The sequence below is a fragment of the Prevotella sp. OH937_COT-195 genome, assembly GCF_003932845.1.
Taxonomy (GTDB): domain Bacteria; phylum Bacteroidota; class Bacteroidia; order Bacteroidales; family Bacteroidaceae; genus Prevotella.
In genome coordinates, this window is record NZ_RQZH01000031.1 from 1 (window position 1) to 23,174 (window position 23,174).

Here is a 23,174-nt window from a genome sequence, read left to right on the forward strand (position 1 = left end):
CTGTCATTAGACCGCATTTTCTTAGATTTGCCATTGCCGTTACGCTTCCCAACTGCTTTAGCCCGCTTGCTGCCATCTGCGCAGCCATTACATCTCGATGCAGACCGCTACGCCTTCGATGAAACGGCTGTACATCTGCCCAACAATCGAACAAAATCGGTTGAGGGTTCTGATGACCGATTTGGGTTTAACTGTCCGGAAAAACATCATGTTAGGTGGTTTTGAAAATTTTCCGGTCTGTTTTTCTGCTGACAAGGAAATATTTCTTATATTTGCAGACCGTAATGTATAATGATAAAGAATTTGTTACAATGGCAGACGAATACATATTGAACGAGCATAACAAAGAGGAATTCCCTCCGGCACACACCGCCGAGCATCTGTTGAACCAACTCATGCAGCGCATGTTCGGGTGCGAACGCTCGTGCAATGCCCATGTGGAGAGGAAAAAGAGCAAAATATCGTATATCCTTGACCGTAAACCCGACCGCCATGAGGAGCGTAAGATAGAACAAGAGATGAACGCGCTGATAGAGAGCGATATGCCCGTGACGTATGAATTTGTTACGCGAGCCGAACTTGAGGGTTTGGTAATGAGTGCCGATGATGATTCTCCCGATTCGCGAATATCGCTCGACCGATTGCCGGAAGATGTCTCGGAAACGATACGTCTTGTGCGTATAGGCGACTATGATGTATGCACATGTATCGGGAAACATGTACGCACAACATCCCAGATAGGACGATTTGAACTTCTCGGCACTAACTGGGATGAGATAAAACGTAGTTTCAGGGTTCGTTTCAAAGTGGTACAATAATATTTTATATTTGTGAAAACGGTGTACATCGGTGTGGCGCAACTGTAATAATTAGCGTTTTGCATGTTGTCGATAGTCTTGCTTAAACCTCCGTTGGGTACAAGAAACAAACTTGAGACAATGGCTGTAAAACAAATTGTTGCGACATAATTTTTCCTCTTTGTTGGTATTGAAATCTTACGATAGTAGTGCCGTTCGGCAAACCATGCCGCGATGGTCGATAAAGGTAAGAGTATCTCTGTCATGCGCATTGAGTCTATGACACTTGCAGTGAAATCAGAGAGATTGCCGACAAGAAGATAACTTTCCAATGGAATTACACTTTTGTATGCCCTGCTGTACATAATGTTGCTTATTAGCAGCATATCAAAGCCCGGCATGCTAACCACTTGTACCAGTTTTCGTTGAGTTATTACCCAGTAATATATGTTGGTAAATGTGGGTTTCTTTGTGTCCTAAAATTGTTTTCTTTTAATTCTCTAACTACTTTTATAAGCCCATGGCGCGGAATATTGAGTAATTGAATTCGGGGGTCATCTCGTCGAGTTGTGACACTATGCGTTTCATGTTGTACCGATGCGATGCGTCCTCGTATGGGCAGTTCTTGATTTGTTTGCGGAAATTCATTTTCTCGGCGAGTGCCAACGTCTCATGTTCGCGTACAAGACAAAGCGGTCTTATCAAGGTCATCGGGAAGCGTTCCATCCGCATAAGGGGTTTCATTGTCGAAAAGCGACCTTGAAAAACGAGGTTCATCAGTGCCGTCTCGATGATGTCGTCCTTGTTGTGACCCAGTGCAATTTTGTTGCAGTGCAGTCTTTTTGCGGCTTCGAACAGCATTTTGCGACGGTTCCACGAGCATAAGAAACAGTGTGTGTGCCGCTTGTCGGTACTCTCGTCGAACGATGTTTCGAGTACATGAAGCCTTATACCGTTAGACTTGGCGAAGTCTTGCAGATATTCGTCGTCGCATTGGTAAGGGATGTTCGTCATTTTAACGAACGCCGCTTCCACCTCGAAACGTGGCTTGAATATGCGCACTCTCTGCGCCATCAGCCATAGAAGAACCATTGAGTCTTTGCCTCCGGATAGTGCAATCAGTATTCGGTCTCCGTCTTTTATCAGCGAGTATCTTTTAATGGCATCGTTGAACATGCGCATTATGCGTGTCTGCAACCTTGTCTTTTCTTTATCTTCCATAATCATTCACAGCCCGTTGCTTATCAATCATACATCGAACAATTTCAGCAATTCGCCGAAGTCGTCAATGATATACTCCGCCCCTGCGGCTTCAAGTTCCTCGCGTTTGCCATTACCGTATGTAACTCCTACGGCTCTCACTCCTGCATTATGTGCCATGAGAATGTCGAAACGGGTGTCTCCTACCACAATACATTCTTCTTTTCGCAAGTTATTATCTGCAATTGTTTTAAGTACCGGCTCGGCATGCGGCTTGGCATTTGTCACGTTGTCGGCTGCAACTATATATGTGATGATGTCCTCCAAGTTAAGACTCTTGACATATCCCACGAGTGTTTTGCTTGCACGGCTGCTTGCAATCGTGAGCATTGCACCACGGTTGTGCAGTTCGCGGAGTGTCTGCATTACACCGGGAAACAATGGTACTGCCCCCGGCGTGTTGTTGATGTCGAACAGTAGCCGGTATGTCTCTGCGCATAGGTCTCCCGTGGCATCGTCGACAACTGTGTGGTCGAAATCGGGATACAATTCCGTAAATGTCTGTTTCAGCGGCAATCCTATCATTGCGGTGCATTGTTCGCGTGTGCGTTTGGGCAGATTCAGCGTGTCTATTGTCTGCATCATGGTTTTAACGATGATGTCTGTCGTGTCTCCCAATGTTCCGTCGAAATCGAGTATGAATGTTATCATTTAATTTAAGTTTTAAAAAGTTAAACCTTTGCGGATTGTCGTTATTAACAATGATTTAATTGCTCACGGGCAATCCTCGCAATCCGGGTGTCTTTTATTCCGGGTTATTTGTTCCATCTGTTATTTCTTTTTTCATTCCAGCCTCCGTGACAAATAGAAATCTTTTGTGGCGAAAAAGAATAGAATGGTACCACATATTTGTGCTGCCGCGGCAGTCCAAAAAGCAATCGGATAGCCGAGACGTTCGGATATGAAACCGCCTGCCAGCACTCCCACGCCCATTCCCACGTCCCATGAAACGAGAATCGTACTGTTTGCCGTACCTCTCCGGTTGTGACTCGCAATGGATATAATCATGTTTTGGAACGCCGGCCATATATGCCCGTTGCCAAGTCCGATGAAGAGTGCCGAGCCATAATATCCGAGTTGGTTGGGACATGCCACGAACAGAACATACCCCACAGACGAAAGTATTGTCCCCTCTATGGCATTCAGCGTCAGTTTTCCCTCGCGCAGTGCCTTTGTGCCTTGCAGTCGCGAGACGATCAGTCCGACTGAAAGCAGTGCGAAATATGTAGCCGTACCTCCGGTAACGCCCATTACCTCTTTGCCGTATATGGCGAGATAATTGCTTAATATGCCGAAACAAAAACCGAAGAACACCATGTTTACTGCCAAGAGCCATCCGCCGGTAAGGAAAAAACGGTCAGACATGTTGTGATGACCCTGTATTATTTTTCTGCTTTGTTTTGAAACACCGTTCAACTTTTTCCCGTATGCCGTTTCATATTTCAATGTACCGTCAACAATCATTCCGAACAGCGCAGTTATCAATGCGAGCCAGAAAAGTAGTTGGAAATTGTTGGTGTATTTATACACTAATATGCCGATTGTGGGTGCTATTGCCATTGCTATGTTGTTGCTCAGACCGAAATATCCGATGCCCTCGTTGCGGCGTGACGAAGGAAGCACATCGATGGCGGCAGTGCTGTTTGCCACGGTAACACTGCCGAACGGTGCTCCGTGAAGTGTTCTCACTATGGTAAACAGTAGCAGTGTGGAGGCGGTGAGATAGCCTGCAAATAAGATGAAGAAAAAGAAGAAACACCACATCAACACCTTCTTTCTCGGAAGGGTATCAACGAGGTATCCGCTCAGCGGACGGCTGACAAGTGCCGTGAGCGTATATCCGGACAACATCATACCTATAATGTCTTTTGTTGCTCCGAAATTCTCACTCAGGTATAGCGGCAGCAGAGGTGTGAGAAGGTAGAAAGCGAAGAACAGCGAGAAATTTGCCGTCATCACCTTGCAATAGTCACTGTTCCACAGACGTTCTTTTGCCGTATTCATATAAAATATATTCTTTTCCTTTGTATGCAACAGACATGCAAAGGTACTAATTAATATGTTAATAAAGTACGGCGGAGACATAAAACAGCCATACTGATGTCGTTTTTGTTTTTTATATGTATATAATAAAGATGTATCTGTTGGTTGAATTAAACCCAAATGCGGTCTAATGACCGATTTGGGTTTAATTGGGTGTCCGTGTATATTTACGTCTGTTTTCATTCGGTCTGTTGTATGTAAGAATGAGTGTGACAGACAGTGCGGCTAACAACTGCCGACCGAATGACTAAAAATAAACGTGAAGATACAGGTAAAGGAAAAGCAGATAAAACCATACACATATAAGATTAATGTCGAATACCTGCTTGCCACTCGTAAATATGGTAGGTATGTTTATTCCTCTTGTTTCTTTTCCAACTCCTTGTTGATTGCTTCCACGAGCGATGCGAACTCCGTTTCGTTGTATAGACGTGTGCGTTTTATTATTCTGCCGTCTCGGTCGAGCAACACGTTACGAGTGATGCCGGCATCGCGGAGTGCGAATTTGGCAAAGATGTCTGCACCGGGGTCAAGTCCTATGGGGTAGGTTATCTTAGTGGATTCGGCAAACTTTAATACCGTTTCGAGCGGCTCGTCGCGGTCGATTGCCAAGAGAATGAAATCCGGATTGTCTTTGTGCGGCTGCCAGATGTCGCGTTCTATGAAAGGCATCTCTTTGCGGCACACTCCGCACCACGATGCTGTAAACTGCAACATGACAACCTTTCCCCGCAACGAAGATATGTCAATTTCGCTGCCATCGGTCATTTTCACTTTGAAATCAGGGCATTTGTCACCATCGAATACAATATATCCGTTCTTGTCGGCAATCGTCTCTTTGGTAGTACTTGTTGTCTTTTGTGCCGATACCATAGTTGTACACAGCATGAGAATCAGCATTGAAAGTTGTTTTTTCATATTCTTTGTTGTTATATTTTCTTCACTACGCGAGCCGGATTTCCCACGGCTATGGAGTTGTCCGGAATGTCTTTTTTCACAACGCTGCCGGCACCGATTGTTACGTTGTCGCCTATATTGACGCCCGGCAGAATTGTTACATTGCCACCAATCCATACGTTGTTCCCTATATTCACCGGTTCTGCCCATTCGCGCCGTTTGTTGCGTTCCACCGGGTCTGTGCTGTGGCATGCGGTATATATTCCTACGTTGGGTCCAATGAAGCAGTTGTCGCCAATCGTAACGGGAGCCTCGTCGAGTATGGTAAGATTGAAGTTTGCGAAGAATCTTTTACCTACTTTTATGTTATTGCCGAAGTCGCAGTGAAACGGTTGGTTTATAAGTACATCGTCGTGACATGCTCCGAGAATGTTTTTTATCAGTGCCGTGCGCTCTTCTTTTAGTCTTGGGTGCATGTTGTTGTATTCCCACAACCGTTCTCTTGTATCGTTGAGTTCTTTCATTAACTGTGGGTCAAGACCCGAAAATGTCATTCCCCTTACCATTTTTTCTCTCTCTGTCATACTTGTTTCAAAGGCTTTGGATTGTTAGTTGTGTTTAAATGGCACATCGTACGTTTCTGCCGTTACATCTGATTATTTATTCGATGCTTTCTGTTGTGTTACGGATTCTTCTTTTTCTGCCGAATAACTGATGCGCAGTGCGTTTGCCTTGCGCAGTGCTTGTTTCACGTCTATTATCGTACCCATGTCCGCGTTGCGATCTGCTTTCAGTATGATGGTCATATTCCGGCGATCTTCCGGTTGCATACGACTGCGCTCGTCTGCGATGTAGTCGGTCAGTTCGGCGGGTGTGACGTATTTGTCGTTTACCTGCACCTTAACCTCCTTACCTTCTTTTTTCTGCAACATGGTGAGTGGTTTGCCCACATATATATATATAGCTGCCGATTTCTTTGTGAATTTCTGTAGTTCGGTACCTTGCGGAATGCGGTATTCCACCTTCGGGGCATCGTGACGTATGTGGGTAACTATCATAAAGAAGAACAATACGGTGAAGATGAGGTCGGGCAGGGAAGCCGTGTTCAGACCGGGTACTTGCTTTTTGTTTCTTCGGAAGATCATTTCTTGTGGGAGGATTATTTGAGATTTTATTTGGATTGTGATGTTATTTCCGGAGATTGTTTTTCAGGTTGCTCTTCACTTTCTACATATCCCTCCGCTATGCGTTGCGGATAAAGTTCGCGTAGTTTCTCACGTTGTTCTCCCGAGCATCGGGCATAAGGGCGGTGGTAGTATTTGCGTGCTGCATTATCGCGAAGTGATTGGTATGCCGCCACTATCTCGTTCTGTATCTTGAAATACGCGGCATAGGTGGCGGCGCGGTCGGTCTTCAGGGATATTATGTGTCTTGCACGGTCGGGGCTGGTTGTCACGAAATTTGTTACTACGCTACGCAACTGCGATGTCGATGACGGTTTGTCGTCTATCATTATGCCATTGTCGGCGGTAAGTTCGATTCGTAATATGTTCTTGCTGTTTACTTCTATCTGAATGTCTTGGCGGTTATCCATCGGAGGTAATTGGCGTTGCAGTCCCTTGTCGGCATCCAATGATGTTGTGACGAGGAACAAAATCAGCAGCATGAAAGAGATGTCTGCCGTTGATGTAGTGTTCAGCGAGGGTATCTCGCGCCTCCTTTTGAATGATGGCATATTCTAAAATTTATGGTTGAAAATTGCCAAACGTTGTTTTCACTAACGTTCAAATTCTATTGCTTGCCGTTCAATGTTCATTGCTAACGCCTTGCTCTCATCATGGATATTATCACTGCCGCGATTGCCGCTGCGAGCATTGCCGCTGCGGTGTAGATGAACATGTCTGCTGTTTTTAGCCATAATGTTTGTGCATACTGCGTGCCGTTGATGTTCATCGGAGTTGTGGAGCCGAGCAAGAATGTCAATAACAGTACGGCTGCACCCCCCCCCGTGACGGTGTATGCTATGCGTGTAGCAGGTATGTTGTTTACCACGGAATCCTTTTTGTCGCGCCTGCGGAATGCCATTGCGAGCGAGACTACGGCTGTGACAAATGTACCGATGGTCATTACATAAGCGAGAACGAGAACGATACCGGTAAGACGCGGTGCGTTGAATGCCGGATTTTCGTCATGCGGATTGTCGTATCCGATGAGAAAAAAAGTGCAAAACACCACTGCAATGATGCCTATAAGCACCATCAATACCCATCCGGAAATGCGTTTGGTGTCAAGCATTTTTATTGTCTTTTTATTTTTTCACTTTTAAACTTGACCGTAATGTCGAGCAATGTTATCGCCGACTCCTCCATCTGGCTTACGAGGTTTTCTATCCTTGACAATATATAGTTGTAGAATACCTGCAATATAAGTGCGACGATGATACCGAAAATGGTGGTAATAAGTGCCACTTTCATTCCTGCGGCCACTACCGTGGCGTTGAGGTCGCCGGCCATTTGAATTTGGTCGAATGCCATAACCATTCCGATTACCGTTCCGAGAAATCCCAACGATGGCGCAATTGCTATGAACAATGTAATCCACGAGCATCCTTTCTCTAGGTTTGCCGACTGCACCGAACCGTAAGAAGCAATGGAGCGTTCTATCTCGTCGATGTCTTCGTTGATGCGCATAAGTCCTTGGTAGCATATCGATGCAACCGGTCCGCGTGTGTTGCGGCACAATTCTTTCGCCCCCTCTACATTGCCTTCTGACACGAGACGGTCGATGTCCTCCATAAGTTTGTTTGTGTTTATGTGGCTGAGACTCAGATATATTATGCGCTCTATGCAGAATGCCAATCCCAATACGAGTGCCAATGCCACGAGTGCCATGAAGCCCGCGTTGCCCTCTATGAATTTCGTTTTGATTTTTTTGTGCAGTGATTGCGGTTGCATTGCCACATCGGCATAGTCGCTGTCAACGCCAATCATCAACTGTGCGTTTGCCATTGAATCGAGCCTGTCTGTTATTGTCATGCTGTCTGTCTGTGCCATACCGGTCATGACAGACAGCACGAGGAGTATTGTTGCAACCTTTATTCTTGTCAGCATGATTGTATTATGTGTTTGTTGTTCAATATATATATTGATATTTAATCTGCTGCAAAGGTAGTGTAAATAGCCCGTAACACAAAAAATAATTAATTCTTTTTGTTTTCGATACGTTCTAAAAACTTTTAAAGGTGCACCGCATGTGCATAAAGTCAACCGTTTATTTCAAACGAACTACCGTCAGATGACGACTTTGTATGATTTCCCGTTAATTGAAACGATATAAATACCGTTAGATTCTAATTCCAGAATGAAATATCGGGAAGAAACAAGTCGGTCGGCAACTTTCTTTCCATCTACAGAATATACAGAAATGGTTTCTCCTAAAGGTGCGTTGTCAATAATAATTCTCTTATCATACACCTTGATTTCAAGGTTGCCGCTTGACACCTTGTCAACTCCTGTTTCTATTTTTAGGCTGAAACTGTTTTTAGTATTTGTCCTCTCATTGTCTTCTGCCGAGATAACTGTTCCTTCGGGAATCGTGATATAGCAACCACTCTCGGGAATTTTTATTCCTCCGAAATCGCAGGATACAACCCAATATTCTTTTTCTTTGGTCAGTACCGGTGTCACTTCCTTTATCAGATTATTGTCGCCGTCAAACAACTGAATCTTCGGATCCGGAGAAAGAATTATGGCTTGATTGTAGAAAAAACGAACCACGTTAATCTCATCAATATTTGGGTCGTCAAAAAGGCTGCACCATACACAAGTTACCGGTTCTGCCGGTTCTGTATATCCACCTACGAAATCCACTCTTGATTCTTCGTTGGTTATGTCAGTGCGAAATCTCGGTGTCAAACTTCCTTCGGGAAATACAAGGGAATAATGTACGCCTTTCTCGAAGTTTATTGTCATTCCGAAATCGGCATACGCTTGTCCCAAGTTCCAGTCCCAACCCACGTGCGCATTAAAAGTGTTCATAGGTACTCCTTCACGGTACAGGGTCATGGTAGGATTTCCAATTGGCTCGGTTTCTGTTTTATAGTAGAACCAAATGCTTCTGGCAGAAATAATTGTAGAGTCGTTTTCCACCGAACAATAATAAAGGGGAATGCTTGCCGGAACCTCAAAGTCTATCTTGATATTTTTCGTTTTGACGGTGGGATCATCTTTCAAATAAATTGCTCCCGATGGAATTTCCAATTTGTAGGATTTGCCTTTGGGAAGAATCAGATTTTCGAAAGTAATGGTGGCAATACCTTGTGTTTTATAATTACGAGAGGTAATTGTGCCGGTTGCCATTGTGTTACCTTCGAATGTGATTAATGCTTTAACATCTGCGGCTATGCCGATGATGCCTTCGAATGTGATTTCGATTTCATTTATTGGTTCATAAACAAGAGCATTTTCTATACCGCATTCCTTTGGGGATAAATAATCACCATTATCGGCATAAATGGGTGACATGAATAAAAACAGTCCGATAAGATTAATAAGTAAATGTTTTTTCATAATAGACTCCTTTCTTTTATTAATATTAAATCTTGTGGTATATTTTGTTATGAAATATTCTTAATTTCTCAATACCTTGATTTGAATATTGTTATAAATTCATGAACAACAATAAGTCGTCCGGAATTTTGCCATGTCGGAAGATTTACCTGACTTAGTGCTGCTTAGTGCTGCAATAAAATCAAATAAGTATCTGACAGTTGTGCCAAAGATACAAATAAAATCAGATAAACTTAAATCTTCTGGCGAAATGTTTTAGATAATGTGTAGATTTATAGTTATTTAACGATTTGTGGGTTCGTATGATTGATTCTGTATCATTATTGTGCTGTAAGTGTTTTATTTATAAACACATGAATTTATTTTCAACAGTGAACACGGATAAAGCACAAAACATCACGAATATTAATCGCGTACAGTTTCAGGTTGCGTTATAAAGAAATAGGGTAGGGTTAACGAGCATAATTACGATGATGACATACAACAGTAATTTGTATATGCTTAATGTTTTGTCCATAAGTCAATGTTGGCAATAGTACAAGTTGCGTATTTCAGACAATATTTTTTTGTTCTTTCACGCAAGTTCGTGTTATCCTATCTGTCAGACGGTTTCTCGTTCTACAAAGATTATCACTGTTATTTGTCGTAACGAGTTTCACATAGGTCGTGAAACTCGTTTTTTCTATTTCCTCCTTTCGTAATTAACGAAAGCATATCGATATTCGTGACGGTCGTCCTTGTCGTGATTTTCGCGCCATGTCTCTTGCCATTCGCGATAGTCAGGGAAGAACGTGTCGGCATCTTCGGGTGTGTCTTCAATCTCTGTAAGGCACAGCCTGTCTGCCAATTGCATTGCTTGTTCGTAGATGCTGCCTCCGCCTATTATGTATATATCCTCCTTCTCGTTGCAATTTTGTATTGCGTCATCGAGCGAGTGGTAAGTGTCGCAACCGTTGTACTTGTTGTCGGAGCGTGTAAGCACTATGTTTCGTCGGTTGGGCAGTGCTCCTTTCGGTAGGCTCTCAAATGTCTTTCTGCCCATGATGATGGTATTTCCCGTTGTCAGTTGCTTGAACCTTTTCAGGTCGTTCGGCAGCCAGTAAACCAGTTTGTTGTCTTTTCCGATTGCTCGGTTTCGTGCCACGGCGGCTATGATTGATATTCTCATTATGATGTATTTTCTTGTTTATACGGATACTTCGGCTTTTATATGCTCCCACGGTTCGTACCCCTCGAGACAAAAGTCTTCGTGGTGGAAGTTGAAAATGTCGTGAATGTCAGGGTTTATCTTCATTACGGGCAGTTTCCTCGGTACCCTTGTCAGTTGCAGGCGTGCCTGTTCTATGTGGTTAAGGTACAGATGTGTGTCTCCGGTTGTATGTACGAATTCGCCCGGTTCGAGTCCTGTCACTTGTGCCATCATCTGCAGCAGCAGTGCGTATGAGGCTATGTTGAACGGAACTCCGAGGAAGGTATCTGCCGAACGTTGGTATAACTGCAACGACAGTCTTCCCTCTGCCACATAGAATTGAAACATGGTGTGACACGGCGGCAGTGCCATATTCTCCACCTCTGCCACGTTCCATGCGCTGACAATCATTCGCCGTGAGTCAGGAGAGTGTCTTATTTGTTCGATTACATTCTTTATTTGGTCTATCGAACCTCCGTTATAGTCAGGCCACGAACGCCACTGATGACCATATACCGGTCCCAGTTCTCCGTTCTCGTCTGCCCATTCGTTCCAAATTCTCACACCGTTCTCTTGCAGGTATTTCACGTTAGTGTCTCCTTTTAGGAACCATAGCAGTTCGTGTATTATAGACTTCAAGTGCAGTTTTTTCGTTGTGAGCAGTGGGAAACCGTCTCGCAGGTCGTACCGGCTCTGTGCCCCGAACAGGCTCAGTGTTCCGGTTCCCGTCCTGTCTTCTTTCCTCACTCCCTCTTTCAGTATTCGTTCAAGTATGTCAAGATATTGCTTCATATTTCTTCTTTATTGCTTTCCGGTATATTTTGTTATCACTTCATTGGTTTCGCGTGGTATATGTGTAGTCTTTATCCTCCATTCCGCCGGGTATAGGTTGTTGGCTCTGTTCCCGATGTTTTTCACGAAACCGAGCGGCATGTTACCATACGTAAGCAGCACTATTCCGTGCGGTGTTCCGTCCGGCAGTGTCACCGCTTCCTTTCGCAGGTATGCAGTTGCCGTGTTCCGGTCGGTCTCTACCGTTGCGAAAGCCTCTCGTTTCAGTGCCGTAGATAATGCGAGGCACTGCTCCGGAACGATGTCCCTGCCCTTGACAGTACCGAGTTTGATGCCCCGGTGTATCACTTTCAACGTGGCAGAAAGATGTTTTATCAGCGCAAACCATTGTCGCGGAATGGCCGTCAATACGTTTTTTTCTTCCTCCACAATATATTTTTCCGGGTGTTCAATCCATTCCGTGATGTGCTTTTCCTTGCCGTTCGTTGCTTTTATTTTCTTCATTTTCTGCCCGCACTCGCCTTTCTTTCTTATCACGGCCACGAACAAACCTTCGCCGCGTGTCGCTCCGGGAATAAAGCGATAAACGCTGCCGTTGAAGTCTTTGAGCAGCGAACCGGTTATTCCCCATTCCTTCTCAATCGGTATGTCAACTGTCTCTGCATCGAAATTCCGGCATATCCACTGCACGTTTTCTTCGTTTTCGCGGGTGTTGAATGTGCATGTGGAGTATATCATCGTTCCTCCCTGCCTGAGACACTGCCACGCCTCGCCCACAATCTCTCGTTGCAGAGTTCGGCATCTCTCCACGTTTTGAAGGCTCCATTCGGCAACAGCTCCCTCGTCTTTGCGGAACATTCCTTCTCCCGAACACGGCACGTCGCACAGCACGATGTCCGCCGCGATGCCCGTTTGTCGCAGTTCTTGCGGGTAGTTGTTCGTAACAACAACGTTCGGCAATCCCCATTTCATAATATTCTCGGCAAGTATGCTTGCCCGATGCGGTATCGGTTCGTTGCACACGAGCAGACTGTCTTCGTGAAGCAGGGTGCACGCCGCGGTGGATTTTCCGCCCGGTGCGGCGCACATGTCAATCATTATCACTGGCTCCGTGCCGGCAATATGCTTCATTATGTGATGCAGAAACATCGACGATCCCTCTTGTACATAGTATGCGCCGGCGTGCATCAACGGGTCAAAAGTGAATTGCGGGCGTTCCTTTATGTAAAATCCGGCATCGCACCATGCCACTTTTCCCGCTCCGTCGGCAATTTCGCAGGCGGTGATTTTCCTGCCGTTCAGTCTTATGCTGACCGGTGCCGGCTGGCTCAATGCCTCTATATAAGTCTGCCAAAGGCTTTCGCCGAACGTGGCTCGTGCAGTGTCTGTGAAATCTGCGGGCAGCGTAAGCATGGTTGTATTGTCTTCTTTTCGGCTTCAAAGTTACGTATAAATGCGGTAATAATGAAACTTTTGCACCATTTTACCGTAAAAAGTTTATCTTTGTTGCAACTTTCTTGTCCCGACATGCGTCTAACAGATGTGTAACAAACAAAAAAGTAAAAGAAATGAGCAGAGTAATAGTATTTTTATTCACGGCATTGATACTTGCAATGCCATTGTCGGCAAAACAAAGTCTCCATGCCAAGAAACAAAGTCATCCCATTGACATGATGGACAATGATACGGCAGGTATGGCGGCATACAGCGACACCACGTCGTTTGCACAGTCGGACTCTCTGACCAATGCCGGTACGTATTCGCATAAAATGAAATTCAATATCAATAACAACGATAGTGTCATAATGCTGTTCCGCGAGTTGGTCGGCATAGGTATATTAGGCGTTATAATAGTAATTTTTGTTGCCGTTATTGTCATAATCTTAACAATTTCTCCCTTTGTCTTCTTTGGCTTTTTGGTATATCTCATCGTAAATCATCAAAACGAGAAGCGGCGGTTTGCACGAATGGCGATTATGTCGGGGAATCCAGTGCCGCAGAATATTGTTAAAAACTTTGTGGAGACAGACGACGAGCAGTGGCGCCGCGGATTGAAGAACGTTTTCCTCGGACTTGGAATAGTGGTGCTGTGCTACTGTTTCGGTACTGACAGACTTGCCGGAATAGGCTGGTTGGTGATGATATACGGTGCGGGACTCGCCGTTATAGCAAAGACTTCAAGAAAAAACAAAGAGGAAAAAATGAACGAAAATAATGCAGAATGTGAAAAAGACAGCGTAGAGAAAAATCAGTAATTAGGGAAGGGGAGGGGGAACGGCATTTGTGTAGTTGTCGCCGGAGAAAGTAAGAAATTATTCCTGTCAGATGTTTCTCCCTCCTCCTCAAACCCGTATGCGCCTGAAACTTTAAATTTTACAATAAATAATATCATTAATAAAAACAAAAAATATGGTTAAGAAATTATATCGTTCGGAAGACAGAATGCTGGGTGGCGTATGCGCCGGACTGGCAGAATATGCGGACATAGATCCCACGGTGGTACGATTGTTGTACGCCGGACTCACGGTATTTACCTCTTTCAGCGGCATTATACTGTACCCGATATTATGGATCATAATGCCCGAGAAACGCTGATATGGATAGTTTGGGCGACATTACCTTGGTGTCCCGGGTGGCGGTATTGCATGACAAGCGTGCTTTCGATGCACTCGTCAGGAAATACCAGTCGCCCGTCAGGCGGTTCTTCCTCGCCCAAACAGTAGGCAACGGTGCACTCAGCGACGACCTTGCACAAGACACTTTTGTCAAAGCATACACAAAGATTGCGTCGTTTCGTGGCAATTCGTCGTTTAAGACATGGCTGTTCAGGATAGCCTTCAACGTGATGTACGACTACCGCCGTGCCCATCGCATTACCGATGATATTGACTCCGTAGCCGTTGTGGTGCCTGCATCGGCAGGCTGCGACACTCCGGCGACACTCGACATATACAGTGCGATGGGAATGTTGAAACCCACCGAGCGCACATGTATCGCCCTGCAGTTGATTGACGGATACTCCATCGATGAGATTGCCGTGATAATGCAGATGGCGGCAGGCACGGTAAAGTCGCACTTGTCTCGTGGTAAGGATAAACTCGCAGACTATTTAAGAAAGAATGGATATGGGAAACGATAGAATTAATGAAAATATGTGTCCCGACGATGACAGTAGGCTGATTGCCGCTTTCTTCGCCGAGAATGTTGCCGATGTGCCCGATGACGGATTTTCCGGGCGCGTTATGCACCGGTTGCCGCGTTGCAAAAGCAACATAAACCGTATATGGACATGGCTCTGCATCATTGCTGGCGTGGTGTTTTTGGTGCTTACCAAAAGTTGGCTCGTGCCTTACTCAATACTCAATGGAATGCTGGAGGACATCGACGTCGTGCAACTTTTGCATTTCAATTATGTTCCGTATATCGTGGCGATGTTCGTCATAAGTGTGTTGTTGGGTTATTCGCTGGCATACGAGAGGAAGTTTTTCTGAAGAAAAATAGTTTTTGCTGAAAGTGTTTTTTAGAGATTTAACGGGTTCGGTAGTTAATTTACACACTGCCGAACCCGTCAAACCCAAATCGGTCATTAGACCGCATTTGCTTAGATTTGCTATCGCACGTTACGCTTCCCGGCTGCTTTAGCCCGCTTGCTGCCATCTGCGCAGCCATTTCATCTTGACGCAGCCCGCTACGACTTCGATTAAACGGCTGCACATCTGCCCAACAATCGAACAAAACCGGTTGAGGGTTCTAATGACCGATTTGGGTTAAATTTTAATTTCTCTCTTTGTGAAATGAAACTATTCTATAACGAAATCGAGCCATTCGTTTTCCTCTTCCGTATCATCTTTCTGTTTGGGTTGGGGCGGATTTTTCAGTTTCCCATTCTTATCGAACATGCCGTAAGTGGTGCGCAGGACGATGAACTCGGTACGTCTGTTCAGTTGGTTGCATACATCCTGTTCTTTCTCGTTGCGACCCTTGATGAAATCTTCGGTCAGCACGTCTCCCTCTTTAAGCCATTTGTATTTCTCGGTGAGTTTCTTTCTTATTGTCTTGGGTTTCTCTTTTCCGTAGCCCACCGGCGTTAGTCGCTCTTTTGGTATTCCGTGGGCAATGAGATATGTCACCACGGCTTCTGCCCTGCGTTGCGACAGAGTCTTGTTGTATGCCGCGCTGCCGCGGTAGTCGCAGTGTGCGCTCAGTTCTATTGTCACGTTTCGGTTCTCGTTGAGCAGTTTCACGAGTTCGTCGAGTGCTTTAGTCGATTCCGGTCGAAGCGTAGCCTTGTCGAAATCATAGAAGATATTATCGATGAGTACCGGCACGCGTATCGATGCCAGCGGGAATTGCAGTGTATATTCTTCCGATATTTCCACGGGTGCGACTTTCAAATCCTCTTTATGGTTGAGGAATCCTTTGCAGGTGGCAAGCAGCATGTACTGTACGCCCGGTTCTATCACTTCCGTGAACGAGCCGTCGCCTTTCACGTTTATTTTCTTGTTCGTACCGTTGTCTCCCACGATATACACCTGTGCCGCGGGTAGTTCGTATCCGTCCATTTCGTACACCCAACCCTTTATCGTTTGCACAATCTCCGGTTTCTCGAAACTGTATATGTGATCCCATCCGCGACCGTCGCCGCGGTTAGACGAGAAGAATCCCCGGTTGTGTACACCCTCGAATGTCATTCCGAAATCGTCGCCATGCGAGTTAAGCGGGTAGCCCGGATGTTCCAACACTATGTGGCGGTTCTTCATCGTTGCTATGAAAATGTCGAGTCCTCCCAGTCCTACATGTCCATCTGACGAGAAATACAAGTCGCCGTTGGGACGGAACGTTGGGAACATCTCGTTGCCCGGAGTGTTTATCGGTTCTCCGAGATTTTCCACTCCACCCGGTCCAGCCGGTGTTATTCTTGCCCGCCAGATGTCCAATCCGCCTTTCCCTCCGGGCATGTCACTTACGAAATACAGCCATTTGCCGTCGGGCGACACGGCGGGGTGTGCATAGTTCGACAAAGTGTCGCGCGTCACGTTCAGCACCGATGGTTTTCCCCATGCCGCGTCGGCGCGGTTGCTTGTTGCCATTGTTGCATACCGCGGATACGAAGGATCGGTTGTACACTGTGTGAGATACATCACGCGTTGGTCGGTTGAGAAACAGCATGCGCCCTCCTCGAACCCGCTGTTCAGTCCCCCCGACACCGCCTCGGGTTTGCTCCATTTGCCTTTGTCATCTTTCTTGGATAGGAATATGTCTGCCGGTTTGGTACCGGTTATACCGCTCAACTCATCGCCTTCTGCCTCGTTTCGCGTCGATGTGAAGTAGAGATATTCGTATTGGTCACCGTACAGCATCGGACTATATTCTGCCCTTCGCGAGTTGAACACATCCATTTTTTTTACCGTGTAGCGCGAGCCGCGTTTCTTCTCGCCGGCGGCAGAGAGTGCGCTTTTCAGCATGTTTTGTGCCAAAATGTTGTCGGGCACAGAGTCGATTACCGCCTGCAACTCTGTCGCGGCCTCCTTGTAACTGCCGTTGGCGAGCAGTCTCCGTCCGAGATCGATGTGCGTCTGCATATCGTCTTGTTTGTATCTTATCACGTTGCGATATGCCGCAATGGCTTTCTGGGTGCTGTTTATGCGGTCGTAACATTCTGCCAACCGCTTTGCGCGCAGTCCCCTTTCTTTGCGTTCCTTGGGCGGTGTCATTCGGTATGCTTTCTTGTATTGCGTCACGGCATCGTAATATTCGCCTATGGCGAAATATTTATCGCCCTTTTTTACCGCTCGCTCCACTCCGCACGACACCGTAATCAGGCACACGAGAACCGTCACGACACACTTTGTCGTGCTCCACGCCATCCGCTTTCTCATCGTTATGTTATCATTCATTACTTATTTAACGAGCGAAATGGCGGAATATTACATTGCGATATCACTTTTCTCTTGCTGCATTGATTGGCTGAAAAATCGCAATAACGTTTTGTTAAGTATAATAAAAGTTAAAAATATAATGTTACTATTGTTTTGTATTTGTTTTTTTATATATTTGAGACAAATTTATAATGATAATACGCAGATGCTGAAAAGCATATAGAGTAGGCAAAATATAAATTCTTAAAACCATGAAAAAAAAATTATTAGTACCAATTGTTATTTTTGTATTTGGTCTATGTATTACTGGTTGCTCTTCTGATTTGGATGATACATATTCAGAAGATGTTGAGAGAATTTCTGACGATGTAGATGGTGTCAATACATCTGTCAAGGAAAAACTATTGTGTGACGCTCTTACTGAAATTATTGAGAATGTAAATGGGGAGTATTCCAATGGTGGATATATCCTTTTTTCTTCGGAAAATAATGAAGTATTGGTATTGTCAGAAGATGAGTATATTTTTGCTACCGGAATTGGAGAGGTGTTCGAATGTCTGAATTCTAATACAAAAAATACTTATCATGAAACAATTAATAAAGCCCCAAAGCCTAATCAGGGTTGGAAATTTGCCGGTACTTGCACTACCAAATGGGGTGCTATAAAGTTGGGAAAGGAGATTGCTGAAAAGATTGGAGAGAAGCAAAATTTTGAGATTCATACAGAGTATAAGGACGGTAAGTACTACATATGGTACAGACTTATTTAGCATTGAGAATAAAATAATAAAGAACGAAAATAAGCGAGTATATTTCACTTGCTTATTTTCGTTTTGTCAATTTCTTTCGTAAAAACATGTTCCGGTGTTCTTTGGCATAAAATACAGAACAGCAAATCCCTATTCTATCTCCACGAGATAATAAAACGAAAAGCGATTTTGGCTGTTTTGGTTGGCAATTTAGGCGAAATTGTTTTGCAATCTCGCCCAAATCATTCTTTTATCTGTTCGTTTTTTGAAACTTTTATTTTACCGGTATCTTTATGTTTCTTTTTCGTTATTCTGCCGGTTATCAGCAGTTGTGCTGCCCGTCACATTTTTTCTTCTTCAATACTACAACACTGACAGAAAGACACATAATATACAAGTAATTAATTTTGAACACCAAATCATCAAAAAAGATTGCTCGTATAACAAGAACATTTGTTATGTGCCGAGCAATTTTTGTTAATTAAAGAATTTCCTCGTAGAATGGCCGGACGGAAATCATGTTTTTTCCTGATTTATCCCAATTAGACTTTCTGACGGTATAGGCATTGTGTATGTGACTATATACATTATAGTATTTTGTATTCACCCACCAGTAGCCTGATTCTCCCATACGGCTATTGAAATGAGGTATAGGATCGTTAGACTTATACAAGAATCCGCTGTAGGGGAATATTCGCTTGATGGTGGTTTTGCCATTCCAAAATTCGGGTCTTGCAATCTGGTCAATGGTGGTATTGTCGAATGGACCTATATAGATGGTTTCGATAACAAGGCACAAGTTCTTTTCCGGTTTCGTTTCGCCCGCCTGTAGGGTGTAAGGTTCAGGATTTTCCGTCAAGCGGTAGCGCCATGCCGTGCGCCAAAGGTCGGGCCAGCCTTTGAAGCGGAGTGCATATATAACATGATCTTGGGAGGAATATCTGTAATCGTTTTTTGTTTTGATTAGCAGTTGTCCCACCTTTACTTCTTCCGAGTAGTCATTGATTGGGTCTCCGCCGTCGAAAGATATTATGAGTTTGTTGTTAGGTGCTTCTTTAAGTTCGGGAATAATGCTGCACCATTGTTTCGCGTCCGGGTAGATGTAATTCGTATCGGCAATTTCAATATATTTGGGGGATTCTGGATATCCGTAGTTTTCCGTAAAAAGGTTTTCTGCCTCAGACCGTGTAAAAAATCCGCTAACATCGTTGGCATCGGTTGCTGCAAATTCTGTTCCATTTTGTGCGAGATTTCGTTTGGCGGCATATTCCAATGGCGAGCGGAACTTGAAGAAATAATTCATTTTTGCTGTATATCGTTTGCCGGCATCGTAGGTCTGGGGAATAAGATCACCTATGGATGTGGTGGTCTGATATTTTTGATCACCCCAAAGTATTATATGTATTACGTCTTGTTTTTGCAGTTGCAACTCTTCGGGCATGAATGCAAAATAAGCCTTAAGGTCTTCCTTTTGACTACTGAACTTTACGCTGTTGTCCGTAAATTTCAATTCGCGCATATACCTGTATGTAACGGGGGCTGCATCGTTTTTAGGTTTGTTTCCCACCACAAATAATATTTTTTTCAAGTTGCCAACCTCTGCGGGTACATGGAAAAAGTCTAATTTCATAATGCAACTCTTCATGGTCATGGTAATGTTTTCGGATGTGCTGTTGCGTGTTCCTTCTAAGAAGATGCGGTTTTTCAGATGATCTGTGTTGTCGTCACCGGTCTGTACCTGTCCGTCCATGTTGATTGTGGCTGTTCCGTCGGCAGGGTTTATCGTTACGTTGCTTGGATAATACACCTTGTAACTTGTTGCGCCGGGCACGCTCATGCCGGTGAATTGGGCGGTTTTCGTGCCGCTGCCTTCGGAAAGTGTGAACACAGACTCGCCTTTGTAGGTGTCGCCGTCCATTCCTACTACTTTCAATTTGTCATTGGCTTCCCATAACAGCGTATTTTGTTGGTAATCAACCTTATCATCGTTGTATTTGACACGTCTTGCCGGGTCGTTTATGGGTCGTTTGTCTTCTCCCATGCTTACTTGCAGGGTAATTTCCTGTCCTGTGTCAGGCTTCGTCGGAGAGTTTGGTTCGTCTGTGTCGTGTGAACAACCTGCTGACAATAATATTATTGACATGCTAAATGCCATATACAATGATTTCAATATTTTCTTTTCCATATCATGTTATTATTTGTGTTTGTTATTCGTTTTCTTATTTCCACGAGTTGTATTAGTCCTCTTCTTCAATTTCCTCGTCCAATATGGATTTGGCGTTAAAATTATCATCTGAAATGAAAGCATTTCCTCCGTCTTCAACCTCGGGGAGTCCCGTATTACTGCTTTTCAATATTTGTGCGTAAGTTTCAACTTTAATCATTTCTACTTGTGGATTTACATACTTTTTTTCTTTTTTCATTGTTTAATGGTTTTGTTATGGATTTGCTCATTTTGGGTAAAATCCTTTGTTAATATATAATATTTTAATTATGGTAATCTATGTTTCATATTTCCCAATATTCCGATTTATTTTTGCTGAATGACAACATGAGAAATACACAAAAACATCAAAAAGAATCTTTCGGTATAGTCTTTGCTGAAAAGGGTTTGCGGTACGCTGTCGCGCGCGCGATAGCGTGAGTATGGAATTGCGGATTGATCGGCGGTGCGCTTATTGTGTGTGTTAGCAATTTATTTTGAACAACCAAATAAATTGCGTTAAAAAGTGTGAAGAAACTTTCGTTTCTTCGTCTTTCACACATATCTCTATTATAGAGGGAAAAGTGCGGTTGTCTGTGATGTTCCCCTAATGTGTTCACACTCTGTCAATTGCAAATTTGGTGCAAAGGTAATCAAAGTATTTTGAACGTGCAAGAGAAGGTTGAAAAAATGACATAAAATTTGATAATCTGCAATTATGTAATAAATACACCGGTTAAGAATAATTCTGAATCAAATCATATCGTTTTTGGAAAAATGTATTATCTTTGCAAATTATAATAATAACAGAAAGTATGCAAGAAAAGTGGAACCAATTTGTTTATTATCTGTGTGAAGCCAAGAAAAATGGCGTGGAGGAGCCGGAATACCATTCGACGATTGAGGCTCAACTACAGTTGTTGGGTTGGATGAGGTATAAGAATGAGATATGTCATAAACCGAATCTATCTATCGGCAACAATGGGCATATACAGCCGGATATTCTCGTTCAAAAGGACGAAAAGAAACAGTTCGTTATCGAGGTGAAGCGTCCTTTGCATACGCAGATTGCAAAAGACCGCGACCAATTGGTTTCATACATGCGTCAACTAAAACTAAAGGCCGGCATATACATAGGAGAACAAATTGAGATATTCTATGACCGACCTGACAGCGATAATGCTGTTTCTGTTTTGTCTATACCATTGGAGTTGGACAATAAACGTGGTGTTCGTTTTGTGGAATTGTTCTCGAAAGAGCGGTTTAGCAAAGAAGCAATCGTTCAGTTTTGTGAGGAACGTATCAAGGAGATGCGCCATCAAGAGAGCTTGAACAAAATAAAAGACAACCTAATTACAGATGCCCAAAAACTGATTGCTGAAGGAATGAAAATGTACTTGTTGGAAAAATATGGCAACACTTTCTCTCAAAGCGATATTGTTGGGATGCTTGCGTCACTAAACTTTACGGCAGTGTCCAAGGACGGACTGCAGTCTGTAGCGGTTCATCAAGAACAAGAATCTGAAGTAGTAAACCTCAAGCGTCGATATGATAAGACTCGGTACTCGATAAATGGTGGAGTACCACAAGGCAAACGCCGTTTCGTACACCAACTTGTTAAGATGTATGTTGAACAACATCCCACAGTTTCATTTGCTGAATTGGAAAAGGTGTTCAATCCTGCACTGCAAGGCTCATACGGAGTGATACGCACTATAAACTACATCCGTGAAAAGGGTTATAAGAGAAAAAGATATATGCTGGAAGAAAACGAACTGTTACATAATTCTGACGGCATCACCTTTGCCGTGTGTTCCCAATGGAGAGTAAAAAACATATCTAAAATGGTGGACTTGGCGAAGAAATTAGGCTATGTTGTTACGATATCAGGAGATTCCGCTCCGTCACCTGCCGAGTCAGAGAAAGAAGGAGTGATTGCATGTGTGCTGACACGCAATGCAGACGCCAAGGGTATTTTCGATATAGCGACACAGACCATGATAGTGTTGAAAGGCAGCAAAATAAATCCACATCATCTTGACAATATTAGGCTAAACATTAAGCAGAAGCGAGAAGCACTGATAGCAGAATTTGCTGAACGTAGTGGTGACGAATTAGTATTGGTAAAGGATGCCACTTTTTATTCGCCCAGTGCAGCGGCTATGTTCTGTGTCGGTGGCTCTTCGAATGGCTGGAGAGAATGGAGAGACGAAAATAATAATGGACTTGATATTTACAGAAAATAATATATAACCGTTCCTTAAAAAGCCCATTTCACCGAAAAAAGTTAGATTGGATAATGCTTCGGAAAAGGTACATCACAGAGTGCGTCAACGAATTGCTCAAGAACAAGGCGAACCTCTTTCATTCACGACACACAGGTCTGTGCATAACTTCATAATGAATCTGTGCTTGGCACTTACTGCATATTGTTTTTTCGACAACAAACCAAAAGCATTGCCGGTACATGTAGAAAAAACGAGACAGTTAGAACTCTTTTTTTGATGGATCTTATCTCGAACTCGCGTAAAGATAGTTATTATCAAAAAAAACAAACACAAGTTGTTTTGCAAGCGTGCAGGAATAGAACCAACGATAGGATATCTTAAAAGTGATTACAGACTATTTCGCAACTTTTATAAAGGTGTGAAAGGAGATGCTGTCAATGTCTTATTAGCTGCGGCGGCATATAACTTCAAAAGAGCAATGAGAGTTCTTTTGTGGCTTATAAAAAGAATCAGCGTGAACTTCGATTTTACAAACTTCACGCTGAAATATAGTTTTTAAGGAACGACTA

The 23,174-nt window shown here is 43.9% G+C and carries 24 protein-coding genes and 3 pseudogenes; 10 read left to right on the forward strand and 17 right to left on the reverse strand.

Features of this window, described 5'->3' with window-relative positions:
- Together EII32_RS10145 and EII32_RS10150 are read left to right on the forward strand one after the other, a co-directional pair.
- Positions 1–225: hypothetical protein (locus tag EII32_RS10145; RefSeq protein ID WP_233582376.1), on the forward strand; the 225-nt coding region annotated here is incomplete at its 5' end.
- A gap of 95 nt (positions 226–320) precedes the next feature.
- Positions 321–818: pseudogene (locus EII32_RS10150) on the forward strand (alpha-amylase); the annotation flags it as partial.
- Between the two features lie 489 nt (positions 819–1,307).
- On the opposite strand, the gene EII32_RS10155 reads toward EII32_RS10150, so the two are convergent.
- The 13 genes from EII32_RS10155 to EII32_RS10215 all read right to left on the reverse strand — a co-directional run bounded on the left by EII32_RS10155 (position 1,308) and on the right by EII32_RS10215 (position 12,959).
- Positions 1,308–2,021 carry a tRNA 2-thiocytidine biosynthesis TtcA family protein gene (locus EII32_RS10155; protein ID WP_410524581.1) on the reverse strand — a complete coding sequence of 238 codons (714 nt, stop codon included), beginning with the start codon at positions 2,019–2,021 and terminating at the stop codon, positions 1,308–1,310.
- Between the two features lie 24 nt (positions 2,022–2,045).
- Complete coding sequence (locus EII32_RS10160; protein WP_125235296.1) at positions 2,046–2,708, reverse strand: HAD family hydrolase; 663 nt, start codon at positions 2,706–2,708, stop codon at positions 2,046–2,048.
- A gap of 132 nt (positions 2,709–2,840) precedes the next feature.
- The gene (locus tag EII32_RS10165; RefSeq protein WP_125235297.1) at positions 2,841–4,061 is read right to left on the reverse strand and encodes an MFS transporter; all 1,221 of its coding nucleotides are present in this window, start codon (positions 4,059–4,061) and stop codon (positions 2,841–2,843) included.
- A gap of 393 nt (positions 4,062–4,454) precedes the next feature.
- Complete coding sequence (locus EII32_RS10170) at positions 4,455–4,973, reverse strand: TlpA family protein disulfide reductase (RefSeq protein WP_233582377.1); 519 nt, start codon at positions 4,971–4,973, stop codon at positions 4,455–4,457.
- 56 nt (positions 4,974–5,029) lie between these two features.
- The gene (locus tag EII32_RS10175; RefSeq protein ID WP_125235299.1) at positions 5,030–5,581 is read right to left on the reverse strand and encodes a sugar O-acetyltransferase; all 552 of its coding nucleotides are present in this window, start codon (positions 5,579–5,581) and stop codon (positions 5,030–5,032) included.
- Positions 5,582–5,653: 72 nt separating this feature from the next.
- Positions 5,654–6,142 (reverse strand): ExbD/TolR family protein, encoded by a 489-nt coding sequence (locus EII32_RS10180; RefSeq protein ID WP_125235300.1) that lies wholly within the window; start codon positions 6,140–6,142, stop codon positions 5,654–5,656.
- Positions 6,143–6,168: 26 nt separating this feature from the next.
- Positions 6,169–6,732: an ExbD/TolR family protein gene (locus EII32_RS10185; RefSeq protein ID WP_125235301.1), complete on the reverse strand. Its 564-nt coding sequence runs from the start codon at positions 6,730–6,732 to the stop codon at positions 6,169–6,171.
- An 83-nt stretch (positions 6,733–6,815) separates the two neighbouring features.
- Complete coding sequence (locus EII32_RS10190) at positions 6,816–7,292, reverse strand: hypothetical protein (RefSeq protein WP_125235302.1); 477 nt, start codon at positions 7,290–7,292, stop codon at positions 6,816–6,818.
- Positions 7,293–7,294: 2 nt separating this feature from the next.
- A complete protein-coding gene (locus EII32_RS10195) occupies positions 7,295–8,107 on the reverse strand; it encodes a MotA/TolQ/ExbB proton channel family protein (protein ID WP_125235303.1) in 813 nt (270 codons plus the stop codon).
- A 180-nt stretch (positions 8,108–8,287) separates the two neighbouring features.
- Positions 8,288–9,565, reverse strand: a complete 1,278-nt coding sequence (locus EII32_RS10200) for a DUF6383 domain-containing protein (protein ID WP_125235304.1) — start codon at positions 9,563–9,565, stop codon at positions 8,288–8,290.
- Positions 9,566–10,247: 682 nt separating this feature from the next.
- Positions 10,248–10,733, reverse strand: coding sequence for a dihydrofolate reductase (locus tag EII32_RS10205; protein WP_125235305.1), 486 nt, complete (start codon positions 10,731–10,733; stop codon positions 10,248–10,250).
- Between the two features lie 18 nt (positions 10,734–10,751).
- Positions 10,752–11,546: a thymidylate synthase gene (locus tag EII32_RS10210; RefSeq protein WP_125235306.1), complete on the reverse strand. Its 795-nt coding sequence runs from the start codon at positions 11,544–11,546 to the stop codon at positions 10,752–10,754.
- 9 nt (positions 11,547–11,555) lie between these two features.
- The gene (locus EII32_RS10215) at positions 11,556–12,959 is read right to left on the reverse strand and encodes a methyltransferase RsmF C-terminal domain-like protein (RefSeq protein ID WP_125235307.1); all 1,404 of its coding nucleotides are present in this window, start codon (positions 12,957–12,959) and stop codon (positions 11,556–11,558) included.
- A gap of 155 nt (positions 12,960–13,114) precedes the next feature.
- Here EII32_RS10215 and EII32_RS10220 point away from each other — a divergent pair, with 155 nt between their 5' ends.
- The 4 genes from EII32_RS10220 (at position 13,115) to EII32_RS10235 (ending at position 15,037) form a co-directional block, all read left to right on the forward strand.
- Complete coding sequence (locus tag EII32_RS10220) at positions 13,115–13,801, forward strand: DUF6249 domain-containing protein (RefSeq protein WP_125235308.1); 687 nt, start codon at positions 13,115–13,117, stop codon at positions 13,799–13,801.
- 154 nt (positions 13,802–13,955) lie between these two features.
- Positions 13,956–14,141 carry a PspC domain-containing protein gene (locus EII32_RS10225; RefSeq protein ID WP_125235309.1) on the forward strand — a complete coding sequence of 62 codons (186 nt, stop codon included), beginning with the start codon at positions 13,956–13,958 and terminating at the stop codon, positions 14,139–14,141.
- A 1-nt stretch (position 14,142) separates the two neighbouring features.
- Positions 14,143–14,685: an RNA polymerase sigma factor gene (locus EII32_RS10230; protein WP_125235310.1), complete on the forward strand. Its 543-nt coding sequence runs from the start codon at positions 14,143–14,145 to the stop codon at positions 14,683–14,685.
- On the forward strand, positions 14,672–15,037 hold the full coding sequence (locus EII32_RS10235; protein WP_158611174.1) for a DUF5056 domain-containing protein: 366 nt from the start codon (positions 14,672–14,674) through the stop codon (positions 15,035–15,037). The genes EII32_RS10230 and EII32_RS10235 overlap by 14 nt, the downstream gene beginning before the upstream one ends.
- Positions 15,038–15,095: 58 nt before the next feature.
- Here EII32_RS10235 and EII32_RS10240 read toward each other — a convergent pair whose 3' ends face one another.
- Entirely contained in the window at positions 15,096–15,281 is a 186-nt protein-coding gene (locus EII32_RS10240) for a hypothetical protein (RefSeq protein WP_125235312.1), read from the reverse strand.
- Positions 15,282–15,346: 65 nt separating this feature from the next.
- A complete protein-coding gene (locus EII32_RS10245; protein WP_233582378.1) occupies positions 15,347–17,413 on the reverse strand; it encodes an OmpA family protein in 2,067 nt (688 codons plus the stop codon).
- Positions 17,414–17,676: 263 nt separating this feature from the next.
- Here EII32_RS10245 and EII32_RS10250 point away from each other — a divergent pair, with 263 nt between their 5' ends.
- Positions 17,677–18,195 carry a hypothetical protein gene (locus tag EII32_RS10250; protein ID WP_125235313.1) on the forward strand — a complete coding sequence of 173 codons (519 nt, stop codon included), beginning with the start codon at positions 17,677–17,679 and terminating at the stop codon, positions 18,193–18,195.
- 460 nt (positions 18,196–18,655) lie between these two features.
- Here EII32_RS10250 and EII32_RS10255 read toward each other — a convergent pair whose 3' ends face one another.
- Positions 18,656–20,359 (reverse strand): hypothetical protein, encoded by a 1,704-nt coding sequence (locus tag EII32_RS10255; protein WP_125235314.1) that lies wholly within the window; start codon positions 20,357–20,359, stop codon positions 18,656–18,658.
- 52 nt (positions 20,360–20,411) lie between these two features.
- Positions 20,412–20,597, reverse strand: coding sequence for a hypothetical protein (locus EII32_RS10260; RefSeq protein WP_125235315.1), 186 nt, complete (start codon positions 20,595–20,597; stop codon positions 20,412–20,414).
- Positions 20,598–21,192: 595 nt separating this feature from the next.
- Between EII32_RS10260 and EII32_RS10265 the strand changes: the two genes are divergently transcribed.
- The 3 genes and pseudogenes from EII32_RS10265 to EII32_RS10275 all read left to right on the forward strand — a co-directional run.
- Entirely contained in the window at positions 21,193–22,623 is a 1,431-nt protein-coding gene (locus EII32_RS10265) for a DUF4357 domain-containing protein (protein ID WP_125235316.1), read from the forward strand.
- A gap of 44 nt (positions 22,624–22,667) precedes the next feature.
- Positions 22,668–22,882 (forward strand): annotated as a pseudogene (locus EII32_RS10270) (transposase); the annotation flags it as partial.
- A 23-nt stretch (positions 22,883–22,905) separates the two neighbouring features.
- Positions 22,906–23,164 (forward strand): annotated as a pseudogene (locus EII32_RS10275) (transposase); the annotation flags it as partial.
- Between the last annotated feature and the right edge of the window lie 10 nt (positions 23,165–23,174).